Raw genomic sequence first — 17,945 nt, 5'->3', positions numbered from 1 at the left:
AAACCATATGTCAAGCGGGCGCTAGGACAACCGTTTCATTGAAGTAAGCACGGGCAGGTTCAGACGGTGGAAGCATCCGCTTCGAGGAGTTCGGTGAATACCTCGCTGGGTTTTCTCCAGTCGTGGATCTTACGGGGTCGGTCGTTGATCTCGGCGGCAATGGCGGCGAGGTAGCGGGGGTCGGTCGGGATGTCGACGCCCTTGGGCAGGAACTCGCGCACGATCCGGTTGAGGTTCTCGTTGCTGCCGCGTTCCCACGGTGAGTGCGGGTGGGCGAAGAACACCGGCAGCCCGGTGGCGGTCACCTGCTCGTGCAGAGCCATCTCGGAGCCGCAGTCCCAGGTCAGGGAGCGTTTGACCGATGGAGGGAGGTCGCCGACGGCGGCGATGATCGCGTCGGTGACGGTGAGCGAGTCGCGCCCGCGCAGCGGGACCAGGACGAGGAAGCGGCTGGTGCGCTCGACCAGCGTGGCCACTGCGCTGCGACCGCCCTTGCCGATCACGGAGAGTCGGACCGGAGCGCGGTTCCGGGATTGCTCCCGGTCCGTTTCTCCGGCCCGCTCGCCGCACCGGACGTGCGTGTTTCCACGCATCCGGCGCTCCACGGATTCTCGTGTCATTGGGTTGTTCGCTGAGTCCACGGGGTGGGGATCTTGTTCGCCCGCCATCGGTATCGGGTGACCTCGACCGTGGCGGCGTCGAACATGACGATTCCGTTTTCCTGTGGCCGGTTGCCTGGCCTCCCGGTCAAGTAACGCCGGTACAACTCTTTCCATGTCATCCGAGGATGCCGTTTCCTCAGCCACTCCGTGACACGCCGCCATGCGAACATGTCGACGTATCCGAATGTCGCTTTGGACACGCCGTGTCTGAAGTAGGCGCACCATCCACGGAGTAACGGATTGAGCTGTCTCAACAACATTTCCAATGAGGCATTCTTGATTCTGTTCGTCAACATCCGCACCTTGGTCATCACCGAAAGCAACGCCTTCTTGGACGGGTAGGTGTAGGCCGTTGACGTGTTTGTTCCCTTTCGTCGACGCCGCTGGATGCGGAATCCAAGAAAGTCGAACCCCTCGTCAAAGCGGCATACCCTGGTCTTCGATTCGGACAGACGCAACCCGAGTGGGGCCAGCACCTGCCGCACTTCGTCCCAGAGTGCGTCCGCGTGCTCGCGGCCGCCCTTCACCAGGATCACGAAATCGTCCGCGTAGCGGACGATCCTGTAGAAGGACCCGCCGCGTTTCCGGTGAACCTCACGCCGCCACGGAGTCCCGTGGTCGTCCTTGGCGAGGAAATGCTCATCCAACGCCGAGAGCGCGATGTTCGCCAGCAGCGGCGACACGATACCGCCTTGCGGTGTGCCGGCAACCGTTCCTTGATACTGCCCCGCTTCGGACATGACGCCCGCTTTCAAGAAGGACTTCACCAAGGACAGGACTCGCTTGTCGCTGACCCGCCGCCGCACCCGGTCAAGGATCGCCGAGTGCGACAACTCGTCGAAACAGGCCGCGATATCCGCCTCGAACACCCACTCGTAGCTGCGGGAACCCGTCCCGTAGAAGTGGATCTCCGCGATCGCGTCCTGCGCTCGACGTTTCGGGCGGAATCCGTAGGAGACGGGCTTGAAATCCGCCTCGAAAATCGGCTCCAACACCAGCACCAAAGCCGCTTGCACCAACCGGTCCCGTGCCGACGGAATCCCGAGCCTCCTGAACCTTCCCGGCTGCCCACCCTTGGGAATCAACCGCTCCCGCACCGGAAGCGGAGCAAACTCCCGAGACCGCAACAAATCCCGAGTGGTACTCAGAAAGTCAGTGACCTCCGTAGGCTCGGAAATGAACCGCGGAGCTACCCGGTCCACCCCCGGAGTGCGTGCGCCCTTGTTCCCCGTCACCCTTTCCCACGCTACCGCCAGGAAATCCGGATGACACACGAGGTTGAACAGATCATCAAACCGGCGGCCAACGTCGCTGGCCGCCCACTGGTGCAGTTTGGTCTGCATCCGACGTACCCGAAACCACGCCGAATCGGCGTCCGGCCACGGCTCACCACTATTCAATGGTGTCTCCGCCCATCACAGTCCCTCGCTCGCATTAATCCGCTGGACCCCTTCGCCATGTGGACGGCTTTCCCGCCCTCGGACTACTACGAGTCCTCCGCCCCACCACCGGACCATCAGCGGACATCTCGCCTATCCGCATCCACCGCGACAGCACGCGACCGACACGGAGACCCGGAGTGGTTCCCACGTTCACTGTGTTTCGATTGTCGGGTGAGGTGCCCGGCTATATCCCTGTGGCATCGTCACGGCTACGCCGCAGACCTTCACCGTGACCTCCCGAACCAGCGACCTAAACCAGCCCAGGAGTTCCCCAGCCACCACGAACACGCGACCAGGTACGCACCACGATCCAGCCCATATCCACCGAATTGGAGCTGGCGGGAGACTTAAGGGATGTGACAACACCGGTTCCTCTCGTACACCTTCCCGTCTCGCTTGCCGGACCCGAACCATTCGGCAGTACTGGCCCGTCCCGGCGTTGTCGGGGCCGCTTTCCGCCCTCCCCGGCGATTCCCGGATCAGGCTGCCCCCAGCTTCGCTATGCTGCTGCGACAACACAACGGCGCAGGTCTTTCACCTCCGCTCGAAAACACACAGCGCCTCGTGGCGCACCAGATCCCCCTCCCAGTGGCCGGGCACGGCCCGGTCGTCGGCCTCGGCGGGACGTTCGTCGAGGTAGCGGGGCTCGCGGATACGCGGCGCCGGCGCCGGACGTGGGCCGCGCCTGCCCGTGCGGCCGGTGCGCAGCGAGATCAACTCTTGCCGCAGTGTGGCGACCGGTTGGGCGTAGACCCACTGGTAGATGGCCTCGTGACTCACCTTCCCAGCGTTCCGGACCGGCCCGTCGCGTGCCAACCGGCCGGCGATCGACGCCGGTGACCAGCCCGCCCGCAACAGCCCGACCACCCGTGAGCGCAGAACCGGGTTCCGGTCCACCGCCAGTGGTTTCGGCCTCGCCCGGGCCGTCCCCGCGGCCCCGTCGGCGGCCACCGCCCGGTATCCGTCCCTGCCACCGTGACGGTTCACCTCACGGGACACGATCGAGGCATCACGCCCGATCCGGACAGCGGTTTCCTTGTATCGCAACGACTCGGCCAACCCACGGGAGATCTCCTCCCGATCGGCCAAGGTCAACATCCGACGCACGGTGGGCAATCCTTCCCCACCGAACACCACGATCAGATGCTACGACCGTCTGAACCTGCCCCCGACTACGCCGCAGGTCACGAGTCTCATCTACCATCATCTTGTAGGCGAGCAGTCGCAACAGCGCTTCCTTCTTGTTGCCGCCCACTTCAACCGCCAATTTTTGACCTCCTGGCGGCGCCAGAGCATGACCTCACAAATCTCACCATACAAGTCGACCCGACGCCCCGGCAACGCTCCCCGGTATCGATGCACGTTGACGATCATCGTTAAGAGCAAGGGATTCACCGTCAACTCGTAAAGCGCTGGCGTGTTATCAAGCCGATCAAGCAGGTCGTTCGCCGCAGCAGCGGCACGCAACATCACGGCATCATCACCCACACCGGCAGCCCGACTTTCGATGGCCTCATACCATCGGTGGACGAAGCGGGTCGTTTGATCAGACGTAAAGGGTTGGACTTTGAGCACCAAAGCTTTGTCGACCTTGGCTGTCAAGTATCCTTGCGGGCGCGAGGTGATCACGAAGTCGTTCTTGTGATACTTATCCACTTGGTGTCCGACCCACTCAGACACAGCTCGCCGATCCGCTTCGTCCGCCACCTCGTCCAAACCGTCCAGCAACACTACGCACTTGCCAGCACGCAACCGGCGGTCGAACCAGCCTGGTGGATCTTCGACGCGGAAGCGTTCAAGATGACGACGCACCAGTGTGACGATATCGACCTGGGGGTCTTGCACGATCAGGGTGACGTGATCCCGCAAGTACAGCAGAAGCGGAACATCCCGCCTGGCCTTGGACTTCTTGCAGATGTCGAGAGCGGTCTTCCGTAGCAGCGTCGTCTTCCCGCTCCCGGGCGCTCCGACTACGGCCAACACACTCGGCACCGACTGGTTGATAAACTCTTGGAGGTTGCGGCGCTTCTGTGGGTCGTCTGCGATCATTTCGGCCACCAGGCCGGTGGGAACCAGTTGCGGCGCTTCCGGGGACACTCGGACGTCAACGTAAACGTTGTCCAGGTCTGGGCGGAAGAATCCGGTCGTGGCGGGGCCTTGCTCCTCCACTAGGCGGAGGCTCCTTGACACGTACTCACTGTAGTGTTTGCCGAACCTGGACAGTCCTCTGATGACCGCGTGATCCACACGCTCCGTGAGGCGAGCCTTCCAACGCTCTCCGAGATCCTTCATCACGCTATGGGCGAACACCACGAACCCTATGATGATCTCGGACAGGCAGAACACGGCCAGAGCTAGTAGACCGTCGCATCTAACCTTTGGGGTATAGGTGGCGGAGTTTGACGCGTGCGTCGTCGGTGGTGAACTGCCAGTCGACTCCCCGCTGGTTGGCGTTGGTGGCGTGTTGCCAGGCGGCGAGTTCGGCGTTGAGGGTGTCGAGGTCGCTGATGCGGCGGTCGAGGCATTGCCGGGACAGTGCGGACAGTTCGATCTCGGCGATGTTGAGCCAGGACCCGTGTTTGGGGGTGTGGTGGATCTCCAGGCGCTGGGCCAGGGCGAAGGCCTCGCCGGGTTCGAAGGCCTCGTAGAGCGAGGCGATGCCGTGGGTGTTGAGGTTGTCCATGACCAGTACCACGGTCTCGGCGTCGGGATAGTCCACGGTCAGCAGGTGTTTGACCTGCCCTGCCCAGTCGATCTTGGTGCGCTGGGCCAGGGCGTGCACGCGGCGCCATCCGCGTAAGGGCTCGGCCCACACGAAGATCGAGCAGGTGCCGCACCGGGCGTATTCGCTGTCCTCGCGGGCATCCTTGCCCGGCCGGGCCGGCAGCGGGTCGCGGACCTGGCCGAGGAGCTGGAAGGGTTTCTCGTCCATGCACACCACGGGACGGGCGGGGTCGTGCGGCCGGGCGTAGACGGCGAGGACGTCCTCCATGCGGGCGGCGAACTCGGCGTTGGCCCGCGGCGGGATGTTCCAGGACTTCCTCAGATGAGGACGCAGTTCCGTTTTTTCAAAACCCGGCCGATGGTCGAGTGGTCCAGGTCCGGGATGTCCTCGGTGAGCTGGACGTGTTTCTCCAGCAGTCGCAACGACCACCGGGCATACCCCTCCGGCGGCGCCGAGCACGCCAGGGCAATCAGCCGGGCCTCCACCTCCCCGGTCACCGGGGACGGCACCGGCGGAAGGTCGCGCTTCTTGCGCGAGATCGTGGCCAGGACATCGCCGCCGGTCTCGGCGAACCGCCTGGCGACCAGCCGCAGCGTCTCGCCCGAGACCCCGAGCCGCGCCGCGACCACTTCCTTCGAATCAGGCTCGCCTGCCGAGGTGTCCAGCGCGAGCAGCACCCGGGCCCGCATGATCGACGACGCCGGATGCACACCCGTCGTGGTCCACCGGATCAACTCCTCACGATCCCGTGCCGACAGCCTGACCGGCCGCTTCAAATGCGATACCACCACACCAGTCCTTGTCCGGCAGGGGAAAGGGACCTGCCGGACAACAGCCTCCCAGCCGCAAGCGCCACAACTAAGCAGCGACACGCTACTAGTGCTGCGTCACGCAGCCTTGGCCGGGTAATCGGTCCAGGTGCGGATGGGTGAGTCGGTGGCGAAGCTGGTCTTGGGTCGGGCTCGGGCGTTGCGCCAGCGGATGTAGGCGGCGATGGCGGCGTTCTGCTCGGCGTGGCTGCGGTGGTCGGTGCCGTTGAGGGTGAAGTAGCGCAGGGCGGTGAACTCGGCCTCGATCCAGTTCAGCCAGGAGCTGTAGGTCGGCAGGAACACCAGCTCGGCGTCGTTGGCGGCGGCCCAGTCGCGGACGTCGGGGTGGCGGTGGGGCGAGAAGTTGTCCATGACCAGGTGGAGGCGTTGGTCCGGCCAACGGGCCCGCAGACTCGCGAGCAGGTCGAGGAGTTCGCCGTGGCGTTTGCGACGCCGGATCCGATAGTGGATCTTCCCGGTGGTCAGGTCGAGTGCGGCCAGCATGTGCATGACGCCGTGGTGGCGGTTGTAGGTGGCCCGTAATCGCCGTGGTGAGCCGGTCGGCCGCCAGACCTTGCCCTTACGGGGCATCAGGTTGAGTGGTCCGAACTCGTCGATGCAGATCACCCGGCCCCCGGCGGGCGGGTGGTCGTAGAGGTCCAGGATCCGGTGCATCTTCGTGAGGAAGTCCGGGTCGGTGGAGGCCTTCCAAGTGGAGGTGCTCTGCCAGGACACGCCACCTGCGTGCAGGATGCGGCGCAGGGTCTCCCGGCTGATCGCCGCCACGGTCCCGCGGTCGAGCAGGTGGTCGCGCAGCTTGGACAGCGACCAGGTGGAGAACGCGGTGATGCCCCAGGAGGCGGGGGAGGTCCGGGCGATCAGGCAGATCCGTTCACGGATCGCCTCACCGATCGTCTTCGGGCGTCCCCCGCTCCATTTTGGGTCCAGCGCCGCGAACCCCCGCTCGTTGAACGCATGTATCACATCACGCACATAGTCGGCGCTGACCTGCATCAACGATGTGATGTCAGGTACTGCCTGACCCTGGGCGGACATCAGGACCACGATCGCCCGGCGCAACCGCACCGGGTCCTTCGCGGTCCGGCCGATCCGGGCCAGCTTGCGGCCCTCCTCCATGGACAAGGGCCGGACGAACACCTCCGGACGACGACCCACGACCACCTCCCGCTCGACATGGGAGGACCAGCCTGGACCGTCAGCCCACCGGACCGATTACCGGGTCGACGTTCCGAGATGCAGCACTAGGAAGAGGTGTCCGGAGACCAGGACGAGCAGCGAAGGCACGAAGCCGAGCAGGAGCGGCCCGAACCGCGACTTGGCGGTGTCGGCGACGGTGGACGCGGCAGCCCGCGGTTCGGCCCGGGTTGCCGCTGCCTCACGGGTGGTCGCGCCCCGCCACGCCCAAGCAATGGCAAAGATCGCCGTCGGCATGACCGCTAACACTGCGGAGATCCAGCTCAAGCCTTCCACGACGTCGCACACGGGGTGGTCACCGGTCCGGAGCCAGGTCCACCACTCGGATCTCGTGACCGCCCACGCGCCAGCGGCCACCGCGGTTATGACGATCGTCCTGCGCCACCACGGGTTCACCGACATTACCTCACATTGCGTTCATCCACTTCAACCACGCCACACCTGCTTCTGGACTGTCGTACGAGCACCCAAAAGCGCTACAAGGCCATGATCAAGCCATGATCGGACACGCGGTGGCCGTTCGGTCCGCATCTCTGCGGAGAGGACCCGCCAAAGGCCGGAAGTCACTGCCGCGTTGCTCGTGCGCTCGGGTCAGCGCAGCCCGATCGCCTCGTCCAGCACTGGCGTCAGGCTCCGGCTGAACTCGCGGTTCAGGTGGTCCGTGTCGTAGTACACGGCCACCCCGCCGATCACCGCGTGGCACTTGCGGTCGTCGCAGAAGTAGTCGGTGAGGTCGACCAGCGACACGGCCGGGTTGGCGCTGGTGCGGGCGACCTCGGCCAGCGGGTCCTCGGGGTGGGCGGTGGCGCGGTCCACGGCGCAGTCACCCGGCGTCGTCGGGTTGAGCGACACGCAGTCGGGGTCGCGGGCCTCGCCGTTGAACGGCGGGTCGCCGAGCACGACGACGCGCGCGCCCGCGTCGGTCCACTTCCGCCAGCGCGGCTCCAGGCCGTCGCGGTACTGCTCGGTCGCCGACCGGCGGCTGCCGTCGTCCACGTACTCGCGCCGCGCGAAGAACGACGTGAGCACCAGGTCCGGCGCGTCCCCGGTGATGGTGTCCGCCGTGCGCGCGGACCAGTCGAGGCAGTTCCGCTTGCGCTCCTCGGTGACCGGGTCGTGGTAGGCGGTGAACGCGACGTCGGCCATCGGGCAGCCGCCGAGGTAGGCGTACTTGAGGACCCAGCCGTGCCGGCGGGCGAGGTCGGCGACCGGCGGCTGCCACTGCTGGGCGTGCGAGTCGCCGACCAGCCACACCACCTTCGGGTCGGTCGCTCCCCCGCTGTAGTCGCACACCTTGACGTCCTCCTGGCGCACGCGGTGCCGCTCGGGGGCGGTGCAGCCGGGAGGTTCGCCGAAGTACTGGTTGGCCGGGCCCATGTCCACGACCCGGGCCGGGCCGAGCGGGTCGGGGCAGCCGTTGGTGGGCACCATGGCCCGCGCGCCGTGGCACAGGCCGCCGCCGTCTGCCTCGATGTCGCGTTCGGCCTGGGCGACGTGCCGTGCGTAGGTCCAGTTCAGGCCGTAGGCGGCCACCGAGACGACGAGCAGGCCGGCGACCATGCCGGCGAACGTCACGCCGGTGCGGCGGGTCAGCGTGATGCCCCGGTCCTCGACGAACCGCTTGGATAGCCAGGACAGCACGACGGCGACGGCGAGCACGCCGAGCAGGTGCGGCGTGCCGAGCTTCCCGCTCGGGACGCCGAACACGAACGGCGCGACCACGATCAGCGGCCAGTGCCACAGGTACAGCGAGTAGCTGATGCCGCCGAGGAACTGGACGGGCGCGGCCGCGGTGACCGGCGTGTGCCACCGCCTGCCCTCCGAGGCGATGACGAGCGCGGTGCCCACGGTGGGGACCAGTGCGTGCCAGCCGGGGAAGGGCGTGCCGTGGCCGTAGGCGAACGCCGACCACACGATCATCGACAGCCCGGCGAACGAGGCCGCCTCCGCCAGGCGCGCGGGCAGTCGCACGGCGGCGAGGGCGACCAGCGCGCCCAACCCGAACTCCCACACCCGGACCGGGGTGACGAAGTACGCCTGGGTGGGCTCGACCTGGGTGTAGTGGATGGAGAAGGCGAGCGAGGCCGCGCTGACCACCGCGACGCCGACGAGCTGGGCCCGGCGTGCCCGGACCTTCACCAGCAGCACCAGCAGCAGCGGCCAGACCAGGTAGAACTGCTCCTCCACGGACAGCGACCAGTAGTGCTGCACGAGGCTCGCCGCCGCGTTGGCCGCCGAGTAGTCGACGGACTTGGCCGCCAGCAGCCAGTTCTCCCAGTAGGTGGCGGCGGCGAACGCCTCGGTCGCGTTCGCCCGCCAGCGCGGGTAGGGCAGCAGGAACCAGGCGGCGACGAGGCTGACCGCGAGCACCAGGAACGCGGCGGGCAGCAGGCGGCGCACCCGGCGGGCGTAGAAGCGGCCGAGCCGCACCCGCCCGGTGGCGGTGATCTCGCGGTCGAGGTGGGAGGTGATGAGGTAGCCGGAGATCACGAAGAACACGTCGACGCCGACGTACCCGCCGGTCAGCGCGTGCGGCCACAGGTGGTTGACCACGACGGCGAGCACCGCGACCGCGCGCAGCGCCTGGATGTCCGTGCGGAACCCGCGTCTGGCGTCCTCCGACGGGGGTGCCGCGCGCTCGTCGACGACTGTGCTCACGACACCACCACACGTTCGAGGTAATTAGGACGGGGGACAGTATTGAACACACCTCCGTCCCCCGTGCACGCCCCGACACAACTGTGACGAACGGCGGCCGGTCGGACGCGGTGACTTGCGCTGTCCGCGTGCCGACACCCCGACGACCGGTCACGCTCCGTGGCGTTGTCGACGCGGTGCGCGTGCGCGCCGCCCTTGCCTCAGGCGTCGAGCAGGCGGCGCAGGCCGGCCTCGGCGCCGTCGGCCTCGTGCTTGAGCGCCAACCGCGCGAACACGGTGGCGAGCCGCTCCTCGCCGTGGAAGTCGACGCGCGCGCGGTGCGTGACGCGGGTGGTGCCCGGCAGCGGGCCGGCGGTCAGCGCGATCTCCCGGGTCGCGGTCGTGCCGCCGTGCGCCCCGACGAACCGGATCAGCTCCGGTTCGTCCCGGACCAGCTCGAACACCAGCACCGCGCGGTGCCCCAGGAAGCGGGCGGTGGCGCGCCACCGGGCGCCGGCTGCGACCGGACCGGCGCCGAGGCGGGTGCAGGAGGACGTGCCGGGGTCGTCCCGCGCGAGGGTGGCGAAGTCGCGCAGGCGGGAGGCCACGGCGTGCGGGTCGGCGTGCGCCACCACCGTCCTGGTCGCCTCGATCACCGCCGCGTCCGCGGCGCTACACCGCCCGCCGGCGGCGGCCGTAGTCGCCGGGGGTCGTGCCGCGCCAGCGCCGGAACGCGTGGATGAAGCTCGCCGACTCGGCGTAGCCCAGCTCCTCGGCGATGCGCTCGACGGACAGCGCGGTCGTGGTCAGCAGCACGTCGGCGCGCGCCGCGCGGGCCTCGTCGAGCAGCTCGTGGAAGCTGGTGCCCGATGCGGCGAGCCTGCGGCGCAGGGTGCGCGGGCTGACCGCCAGTTCCGCGGCGATCTCGGCGGGCGACGCGGGCGACCGCTCCAGCCTGGCCCGCACGGTCCGCGCGGTGCCGTCCCGGTCCCGGCGGCGACCGGCGAGGTCGCGGCACTGCGCCTGGCACGCCGCGCTCGCCTCCGGGCTCGCCAGCGGCAGGGCGCGGCCGAGGAACGCGGCGTCGAACGACGAGCCGGTGCGGTCCGCGCCGAACACCGGCCGCACGCCGAAGTCGTAGCCCGAGGTGTCGGCGGGCTCGGCGAAGCGGAAGCCCACGCCCAGCACCGGGACGCCACCGGGCAGCAGGTCGTCGATCACGGTGTGGATCGCGGCGAGGTCGCGCTCGGCGAGGAACCGGGCGACGTCGGCGGGCAGCGACCGGTCGTCCAGGGTGATGACCACCCGGTCGTCCTCGACCGACGCCTTCGGGTCGGTGAACGCGAAGCTCAGGTCGAGGTAGCGCAGCGCGGTCTCGACGGCGTCGTGCACGGTGGCGCAGCTGAGGAACGCGAACCCGAGCACGCCGAACGTCGTGGCGCGGTACCGGCGGCCGACCGCGACGCCGCTGTCCGGCAGCACCTCCACGAGGTTGCGCACCACCCGCAGCTCCTGGCGCGCCTCGACCTCCGCGCCCGGTTCGGCGAGGTGCGCGGCGGTCAGGCCGCTGCCCGCGAGCAGCCGGTCCGCCGGCACACCGCGATCACCGCCGAAGCGCACCAGCAGGGCCGTGCCCGCGACGCCGCGGCGGAAGTCCCACGGTTGGGCCATGGCCACGATTGTCAACTACGCGGCCCGCGATGTCCTGGTGCGTTCGGGGGGTCCTCCCTAGCGTCGGGGATCATGCGGGTGGTCGTCGTCGGGGCCGGGTTCAGCGGGATCGGGATGGCGCTCGCGCTGCGGCGCGCGGGCGTCGGCGACGTCGTCGTGCTGGAGCGCGCCGACGACGTGGGCGGGGTGTGGCGGGACAACACCTACCCGGGCGCCGCGTGCGACGTGCCCTCGTCGCTGTACTCGTTCTCCTTCGCGCGGCAGCGGTCCTGGCCGCGCCGGTACGCCCGGCAGCCGGACATCCTGGCCCACCTCCGCCGCCTGGCCGCACCGGTGCGCGACCTCGTCCGGACCGGGTGCGAGGTCGCGGGCGCGTCCCACGGCCCCGGCGGGTGGCGGGTGCGGCTGGCGGACGGGTCGGTCGTCGAGGCCGACGTGCTGATCAGCGCGGTGGGCCAGCTGTCGCGCCCGGCGGTGCCCGACCTGCCCGGCCGGTTCGGCGGCCCCGCCTTCCACAGCGCGCGCTGGCGGCACGACGTGGACCTGGCCGGGCGGCGGGTCGCGGTCATCGGCACGGGCGCGAGCGCGGTGCAGTTCGTGCCGCACCTGCGGCGCGTCGCCGCGCGCGTGGTGGTGTTCCAGCGGACCGCGCCGCACGTGCTGCCGAAACCGGACGCGGTCACGCGGTCGGCCCCGCTGCTCGGCGGGCGGGTGGGGCGGCTCGGCACGTGGGTGGCGGGCGAGGCGTTGACGTTCGCGCTGACCCGCGGCCCGTGGTCGCGGTCGGTGGTGGAGGCGGCGACCGCGCTGCACCGGTTCTGGCGGGTGCGCGACCCCGTGCTGCGGGCCAGGCTCGCGCCCGGCGCGCCGGCGGGCTGCCAACGGCTGCTGTTCTCCAACGACTGGTACCCGGCGCTGACCTCGCCCGACGTGGACGTGGTGACCGAGCGGGTGACCGGTCTGGTCGAGAGCGGGGTGCGCACCGCCGACGGGGTGGTGCACGAGGCGGACGTGCTGGTCTACGGCACGGGGTTCGCCGCGACGGACTTCCTGGCGCCGATGGAGGTCCGGGGCGCCGGCGGGCGGCTGCTGTCCGACGAGTGGGCGGGCGGCGCGCGGGCGCACCTGGGCATCACCGTGCCCGGTTTCCCGAACCTGTTCCTGCTCTACGGGCCGAACACGAACCTCGGCGGCAACTCGGTGCTCACCATGGTCGAGGCGCAGATCCGGTACGTGGTGCGGGTGCTGCGGCACTTCGGCGGGCGGCCGGTGGAGGTGCGCCGCGAGGTGGCGGAGGCGTTCGACGCGGAGGTGCAGCGGCGGTTGCGGCACAGCGTGTGGACCCTGTGCCGCAGCTGGTACCGCGACGGCGAGCGGGTGACCACGAACTGGCCCGGCCAGGTCGCCGAGTACCGGCTGCGCACCGCGCGGGCCGACCTCGCCGACCTGCGACCGGTGGGAGGGTGAGCGCGGTGGGCGACGAGGGGTTCGACTACGACGTGCTGGTGATCGGCTCGGGGTTCGGCGGCGCCACGTCGGCGTTGCGGTTGACCGAGAAGGGCTACCGGGTGGGCGTGCTGGAGGCCGGGCGGCGGTTCGCCGACGAGGACTTCGCGCGCACCTCGTGGCGGCTGCGGCGGTACCTGTTCGCGCCGTGGCTGCGCTGCTTCGGCATCCAGCGGGTCGACCTGCTGCGCGACGTGCTGGTGCTCAGCGGCGCGGGCGTCGGCGGCGGGTCCCTGGTGTACGCCAACACGCTGTGGGAACCGCCGGAGGCGTTCTACCGGGACCGGCAGTGGGCGCACGTCACCGACTGGCGGGCCGAGCTGGCGCCGCACTACGACCAGGCGTCCCGGATGCTCGGCGTGGTGCCGAACCCGCGCACGTCGGCCGCCGACCGCGTGCTGCGGGACGTGGCCCGGGACATGGGCGTCGGCGGCACGTACCGGCGCTCGCACGTGGGCGTGCACTTCGGGCCGCCGGGCGACCCGTTCTTCGGCGGGCTCGGGCCGACGCGGTCGCCGTGCACGCACTGCGGCCAGTGCATGGTCGGCTGCCGGGTGGGCGCGAAGAACACGCTGGTCAAGAACTACCTGCACCTGGCGGAGCTGGCGGGCGCGGTGGTGCACCCGCTGACCACGGTGGTGGACGTGCGGCCGCGCGGCGACGGGTACGAGGTGACGGCGCGGCGCACCGGCTCGTGGCGGCGACGGCGGTTCACCGCCCGGCAGGTGGTGTTCGCGGCGGCGTCGCTGGGCACGCAGCGGCTGCTGCACCGGTTGCGGCGCACGAGCCTGCCGGGGATCTCGCCGCGCCTGGGAGCGCTGTGCCGCACCAACTCCGAGGCCGTGCTGGGCGTGCGGGTCCGGTCGTCCGAAGTGGACCACTCGGTCGGTGTGGCGATCACGTCGTCGTTCCACCCGGACGCGGACACGCACGTCGAACCGGTCCGCTACGGGCGGGGCAGCAACCTGATGGGGCTGCTGATGACCGTGCTCGTGGACGGCGGTCCGCGGCGGTTGCGGCGCGGCCTGGCGGAGCTGGCGCGCGGGTGGCGCGACCAGGGGTGGCTGCACGACCCGCGCCGGTGGTCGGAGCGCACGATCGCGCTGCTCGTCATGCAGGGCTTGGACAACTCGCTGACCACGGTGGAGCGGCGCGGCCCGCTCGGGCGTCGGGTGACGACCCGGCAGGGCGAGGGCGAGCCGAACCCGACGTGGCTGCCGGTGGGGCACGAGGTGGCGCGGCGGGTCGCGGCCCGGGTCGGCGGGGTCGCGCGCGGCTCGTGGGCCGACCTGGCGGACGTGCCGCTGACCGGTCACCTGATCGGTGGGTGCGTGATCGGCGACGCGCCGTCCACGGGCGTGGTCGACCCCTACCACCGGCTGTACGGTCATCCCGGGCTGCACGTGGTGGACGGGTCGACGATCCCGGCGAACCTCGGCGTGAACCCGGCGCTGACCATCACCGCGCTCGCCGAGCGGGCGATGGCGCTGTGGCCCAACGCGGGCGAGCCCGACCCGCGGCCCGCGATCGGCGAGGGGTACGTGCGGCTGGCGCCCGTGCCGCCGGTCTCGCCCGTGGTGCCGGACGACGCCCCCGGCGCGCTGCCCCCCGGAGCCGTCGACCCCCGGAGATGAGGACGTGATGGTGGACTACCCGCCGGAACCGTGGGTGCTGCACGGCCGCGCGTGCGTGACGACGTGGCTGGTGCCCGCCTCGGCGCTGCCGGCCCTCCCCGTGCCGCCGCTGGTGGTGGGCGGGCGCGCGGTGGTCGGCACGGCGTTCGTCGAGTACGCGCCGCCGGGCATGGCGTACCGGGAGCTGCTGGCGGCCGTGCTGGTGCGCCGGCTCGGCGTGTCGATCACGCACATCTGGGTGGACAGCGAGGCGTCCCGCGCGGGTGGGCGGGAGCTGTGGGGCATCCCGAAGGAGATGGCCGCGTTCCCGACGCGGTTCGACGCGGAGACGGCCGACGGCCCGATCGCCTCGGTGTCCTGCTCACCCGGCCGCGCGGGCCTGCGGTTGCCGGCGGGCGCCTCGACGTGGCAGTTCCTGGGCGGCGGGGTGGCGCGGACCCCGCTGCGCGCGACGGCCCGCGTCACGCCGGCGCGCGCCACCTGGGACATCCGGCCCGACGGACCGCTGGGGTGGCTGGCGCCGCACCGCCCCGTGGCGAGCGTCGGGGTGAGCGGCCTGCGGCTGCGCTTCGGCCCCCGTCGCCGGTAGCCGACCCCCGTCGGCTCAGTTGCTCCAGGTGTAGCCGTTCGTGCCGATGTCGCCGGTCCCGACCGAGTTGCTCCAGGTGTAGCCGTCCGTCGACGGGGTGGCGGTGGCGGCTGGGGCGAGTGCCAGTGCGCCGAGCGCGAGCGCGAGAACCGGCAGCAATCGTGAGAGGCGTGTCATGGCGCTTCCTTCCCCGATCCGGTGAGAACGCGGGCAGGCCCAGTGTGGCACCGGCGGGAGCGCCGCGACAGCGGCTAGGAGGCGGCTTCCAGCCGCACGTCGCCGCCGCGCCAGGTGGCCGCCAGCTCCTCGACCGGCATGCCGAGCGCCTCGCCCAGGCAGACGACCGTGCCGAACCCGGGGGACGGCAGCCGCCCGGTCTCGATCTTGCGCAGCGTCTCCGGCGAGATGCCGGCCGCGTGCGCGACTTCCGCCAGGTCGCGTCCCGCGCGCGCCTGGCGCAGCAGGGCGCCCAGGCGCCTGCCGGCTTCGACCTGCTCGGGCGTGAGCGGTTGGCGGACCATACGACCAGGATAGGGTTGGTATAGTTATACCGGCAAGTGCTACGGTTTCGGTATAACTATACCAACCCTTGTGACGCGAGGTAGTTCGTGATCGAGCTCAAGACGCCCGACGAGATCCGACTCATGCACACGACCGGGCGTTTCGTCGCCGAGGTGCTCACCGAGGTCGGCCGGCTCGCCGACGTGGGCGTCAACCTGATGGACCTGGAGCACCACGTCCGCGGCATGATCGAGCGGCGCGGGGCGGAGTCGTGCTACTGGGACTACGCGCCGTCCTTCGGGCGCGGCCCGTTCCGCAACGTCATCTGCCTGTCCGTCAACGACGCCGTCCTGCACGGCCTCCCCCACGACTACACCCTGCGCGACGGGGACGTGCTCAGCGCGGACATCGCGGTCAGCATCGACGGCTGGGCCGCCGACTCGGCGCGCACGGTCGTCGTCGGCACCCCCGCCGAGGAGGACCTGCGGATCATCCGCGCCACCGAGGAGGCCCTGGAGGCGGCGATCGGGGCGGCACGCCCCGGCAACCGCCTGGGCGACATCTCGGCGGCCATCTGGGCGGTGGCCCGCGAGTACGGCTACCCGGTCAACACCGAGTTCGGCGGCCACGGCATCGGCCGCACCATGCACGAGGACCTCCACGTCCCCAACAAGGGCCAGGCGGGCCGCGGCATGAAGCTCCGGCCGGGGCTGACCCTCGCGCTCGAACCCTGGTTCGCGCGCACGACCGACCGCATCACCTACGACCCCGACGGCTGGACCATCCGCTCCGCCGACGGCTCGCGCACCGCCCACTCCGAGCACACGGTCGCCATCACCGAGGACGGCCCCCTGGTGCTCACCCGCCGCGAGGCGGAGGTCCCCGCGACCCGGACCACCGCCGCCCGGCCGGCCGCGGACACCCCTTAGTCCCGTCGACGGGCGCCGGTGCGGACCAGTCGCAGCGGCGCCCAGACCAGCAGTGCCAGCACCGCCACGAGCAGGTACTCGATCGCCGGGATGCGCACCACCTCGTCGACCTTCCCGAACCCCCGCCACGAGTAGACGCACGCCGCCGCCACGACGACCGAGCCGGCGATCCACCACCGGGTCGCCGCGCTCAGGCCCACGCCGTGCATCTGGGTGATCACGAAGACGCCGACGAACCCGAACAGGAACATCGGCCAGGCGCCGCCCGGTCCGGAGTTCATCACGGCCACGAGCGCGCCGTGCACGGCGACCATGACCTCCAGCCCGAGCGTCCACCACCTGTTCGTGTGGGCCGCGGTGAACATCAGGCTGCTCTGGAACAGCAGCAGGAACATGTAGAAGAACCCGACCAGGTGACCGCTGCTGCTCTCCACCGGGTGGTACCAGAACGTGTAGACGACGGCCCAGCTGAACAGGTAGCCGTGGTAGCGCCGCGCGAACGCCACGACGTCGGCCGAGATCGGCGCCCGCCGCCCGAAGAACAGGCCGCGCCGGCGGTTCTCCATCAACAGCACGGCCGCCAGCAGCAGCACGACCGAAGCCTGGGAGCTGAAGATCGACACGTCCTGCGCGAGGCCGTCGTAGAACACCTGCGTCTGCGCGGCGTGCAGGCCGACGAAGCCGGCGTTGGCGGCGAGCGCGACGACGTTCACCGGGTGCAGGCCGGTCGCGTACCGGCGCACGCGGGTCTGCGCGTGGTGGATGAGGACCCAGGACACGACCTGGTGCGCGGCGTACCCGAGCCACGCCGACGCGCGGGTCCAGGACGTCGGGTCGGGGAGCTTCCAGTAGTACCAGGAGGCGCCCTGGTCGGGCAGCAGGTCGACACCGTGCAGCCGTTGCCCGAGCAGCCACACCACACCGGTGAGGACCGCGCTCGCGGCCACCCCGATCAGCGGCAGGCGGGTCCGTCCGCGCACGTCGTCCAGCACGCCGGCCATGATGCCAAACGTTCAGCAAGCTGAACAATCACCCGCCCGCACGCACTCTGCGAAGATGGCCTGATGGGCAGAGGCGACGAGCGGGAGGTGGCGCACCGGACCGACCGGGTGCGCGCCGACGTCGCCTCCTGGCCGACCGGCCGGCTGCTGTCGGTGGCCGCGCGGGTGGTGGAGAGCCGGTTCGACGAGGTGCTGGCCGGTCTCGGCCTGACCCACGCGGGCCTGATCGCGCTGCACCACCTCGCCGACGGCCCGCTCGCGCAGCGCCAACTGGCGGGCCTGTGCAAGGTGACCGACCAGACCATGAGCCGCACCATCGAGCGCCTGGACCGCTCGGGTCACGTGGCCCGCGCCGCCGACGTCCGCGACCGCCGCCGCGTGCTGGTCGAGATCACCGAGGCCGGGCGCGAGGTCCTGGCCGCGGCCCGCCGCGAGGAGCAGGAGTCCGAGTCGCTGCTGGGCGCGGTGGACGACTACGACCACTTCCGGCACCAGCTGATCACCCTGATCGCCGCGGCGGCCCGCACCCCCTGACACCCGCGTGGTCACGACCGCGCGTCGGCCTCGGCGACCTGCTCCCCCAGGTTCACCGGCTCCCCGGCGACCTCGGCCCGCGCCGCATCG

The 17,945-nt window shown here is 70.3% G+C and carries 17 protein-coding genes and 2 pseudogenes; 5 read left to right on the top strand and 14 right to left on the bottom strand.

Annotated features, from left to right (window positions below):
* Positions 1–59: 59 nt before the first annotated feature.
* The 11 genes and pseudogenes from J2S66_RS03655 to J2S66_RS03605 all read right to left on the bottom strand — a co-directional run.
* Positions 60–503: pseudogene (locus J2S66_RS03655) on the bottom strand (IS30 family transposase); the annotation flags it as partial.
* Between the two features lie 113 nt (positions 504–616).
* Entirely contained in the window at positions 617–2,005 is a 1,389-nt protein-coding gene (gene ltrA / locus J2S66_RS03650) for a group II intron reverse transcriptase/maturase (RefSeq protein ID WP_310303767.1), read from the bottom strand.
* A 669-nt stretch (positions 2,006–2,674) separates the two neighbouring features.
* Positions 2,675–3,202, bottom strand: a pseudogene (locus J2S66_RS03645) (IS30 family transposase); the annotation flags it as partial.
* Between the two features lie 105 nt (positions 3,203–3,307).
* On the bottom strand, positions 3,308–4,273 hold the full coding sequence (locus J2S66_RS03640; protein WP_310303763.1) for an NACHT domain-containing protein: 966 nt from the start codon (positions 4,271–4,273) through the stop codon (positions 3,308–3,310).
* Between the two features lie 202 nt (positions 4,274–4,475).
* A complete protein-coding gene (locus J2S66_RS03635; protein ID WP_310303760.1) occupies positions 4,476–5,258 on the bottom strand; it encodes an IS630 family transposase in 783 nt (260 codons plus the stop codon).
* Entirely contained in the window at positions 5,147–5,563 is a 417-nt protein-coding gene (locus J2S66_RS03630; protein WP_310303758.1) for a helix-turn-helix domain-containing protein, read from the bottom strand. The genes J2S66_RS03635 and J2S66_RS03630 overlap by 112 nt, the downstream gene beginning before the upstream one ends.
* Positions 5,564–5,716: 153 nt before the next feature.
* Positions 5,717–6,814: an IS630 family transposase gene (locus J2S66_RS03625; protein ID WP_310302350.1), complete on the bottom strand. Its 1,098-nt coding sequence runs from the start codon at positions 6,812–6,814 to the stop codon at positions 5,717–5,719.
* A gap of 57 nt (positions 6,815–6,871) precedes the next feature.
* Positions 6,872–7,249, bottom strand: coding sequence for a hypothetical protein (locus J2S66_RS03620; protein WP_310303756.1), 378 nt, complete (start codon positions 7,247–7,249; stop codon positions 6,872–6,874).
* Positions 7,250–7,444: 195 nt separating this feature from the next.
* Positions 7,445–9,511, bottom strand: a complete 2,067-nt coding sequence (locus tag J2S66_RS03615) for an acyltransferase family protein (protein WP_310303754.1) — start codon at positions 9,509–9,511, stop codon at positions 7,445–7,447.
* 200 nt (positions 9,512–9,711) lie between these two features.
* The gene (locus J2S66_RS03610) at positions 9,712–10,146 is read right to left on the bottom strand and encodes an SRPBCC family protein (protein ID WP_310303752.1); all 435 of its coding nucleotides are present in this window, start codon (positions 10,144–10,146) and stop codon (positions 9,712–9,714) included.
* A gap of 16 nt (positions 10,147–10,162) precedes the next feature.
* Positions 10,163–11,161: an AraC family transcriptional regulator gene (locus tag J2S66_RS03605; RefSeq protein WP_310303750.1), complete on the bottom strand. Its 999-nt coding sequence runs from the start codon at positions 11,159–11,161 to the stop codon at positions 10,163–10,165.
* A gap of 72 nt (positions 11,162–11,233) precedes the next feature.
* Between J2S66_RS03605 and J2S66_RS03600 the strand changes: the two genes are divergently transcribed.
* The 3 genes from J2S66_RS03600 to J2S66_RS03590 are packed head-to-tail and all read left to right on the top strand — an operon-like array spanning position 11,234 to position 14,890.
* Entirely contained in the window at positions 11,234–12,628 is a 1,395-nt protein-coding gene (locus tag J2S66_RS03600) for a flavin-containing monooxygenase (RefSeq protein ID WP_310303748.1), read from the top strand.
* Positions 12,625–14,301, top strand: coding sequence for an FAD-dependent oxidoreductase (locus J2S66_RS03595; protein ID WP_310303747.1), 1,677 nt, complete (start codon positions 12,625–12,627; stop codon positions 14,299–14,301). The genes J2S66_RS03600 and J2S66_RS03595 overlap by 4 nt, the downstream gene beginning before the upstream one ends.
* A gap of 7 nt (positions 14,302–14,308) precedes the next feature.
* On the top strand, positions 14,309–14,890 hold the full coding sequence (locus J2S66_RS03590) for an acetoacetate decarboxylase family protein (protein WP_310303745.1): 582 nt from the start codon (positions 14,309–14,311) through the stop codon (positions 14,888–14,890).
* Between the two features lie 15 nt (positions 14,891–14,905).
* On the opposite strand, the gene J2S66_RS03585 is transcribed toward J2S66_RS03590, so the two are convergent.
* Together J2S66_RS03585 and J2S66_RS03580 are read right to left on the bottom strand one after the other, a co-directional pair.
* The gene (locus J2S66_RS03585) at positions 14,906–15,067 is read right to left on the bottom strand and encodes a hypothetical protein (RefSeq protein ID WP_310303743.1); all 162 of its coding nucleotides are present in this window, start codon (positions 15,065–15,067) and stop codon (positions 14,906–14,908) included.
* 74 nt (positions 15,068–15,141) lie between these two features.
* A complete protein-coding gene (locus J2S66_RS03580; protein WP_310303741.1) occupies positions 15,142–15,411 on the bottom strand; it encodes a helix-turn-helix transcriptional regulator in 270 nt (89 codons plus the stop codon).
* 87 nt (positions 15,412–15,498) lie between these two features.
* Here J2S66_RS03580 and map point away from each other — a divergent pair, with 87 nt between their 5' ends.
* Positions 15,499–16,320: a type I methionyl aminopeptidase gene (gene map / locus J2S66_RS03575; RefSeq protein WP_310303739.1), complete on the top strand. Its 822-nt coding sequence runs from the start codon at positions 15,499–15,501 to the stop codon at positions 16,318–16,320.
* Here the strand turns inward: map and J2S66_RS03570 are convergent.
* The gene (locus J2S66_RS03570) at positions 16,317–17,321 is read right to left on the bottom strand and encodes a hypothetical protein (protein WP_310303737.1); all 1,005 of its coding nucleotides are present in this window, start codon (positions 17,319–17,321) and stop codon (positions 16,317–16,319) included. The genes map and J2S66_RS03570 overlap by 4 nt on opposite strands.
* 63 nt (positions 17,322–17,384) lie before the next feature.
* Between J2S66_RS03570 and J2S66_RS03565 the strand changes: the two genes are divergently transcribed.
* Positions 17,385–17,855 (top strand): MarR family winged helix-turn-helix transcriptional regulator, encoded by a 471-nt coding sequence (locus J2S66_RS03565; protein WP_310303734.1) that lies wholly within the window; start codon positions 17,385–17,387, stop codon positions 17,853–17,855.
* Positions 17,856–17,945 lie beyond the last annotated feature (90 nt).

It is taken from the genome of Saccharothrix longispora (assembly GCF_031455225.1).
In the GTDB taxonomy this organism is placed as follows: domain Bacteria; phylum Actinomycetota; class Actinomycetes; order Mycobacteriales; family Pseudonocardiaceae; genus Actinosynnema; species Actinosynnema longispora.
This window is presented reverse-complemented; position numbering and strand designations above follow the sequence as displayed.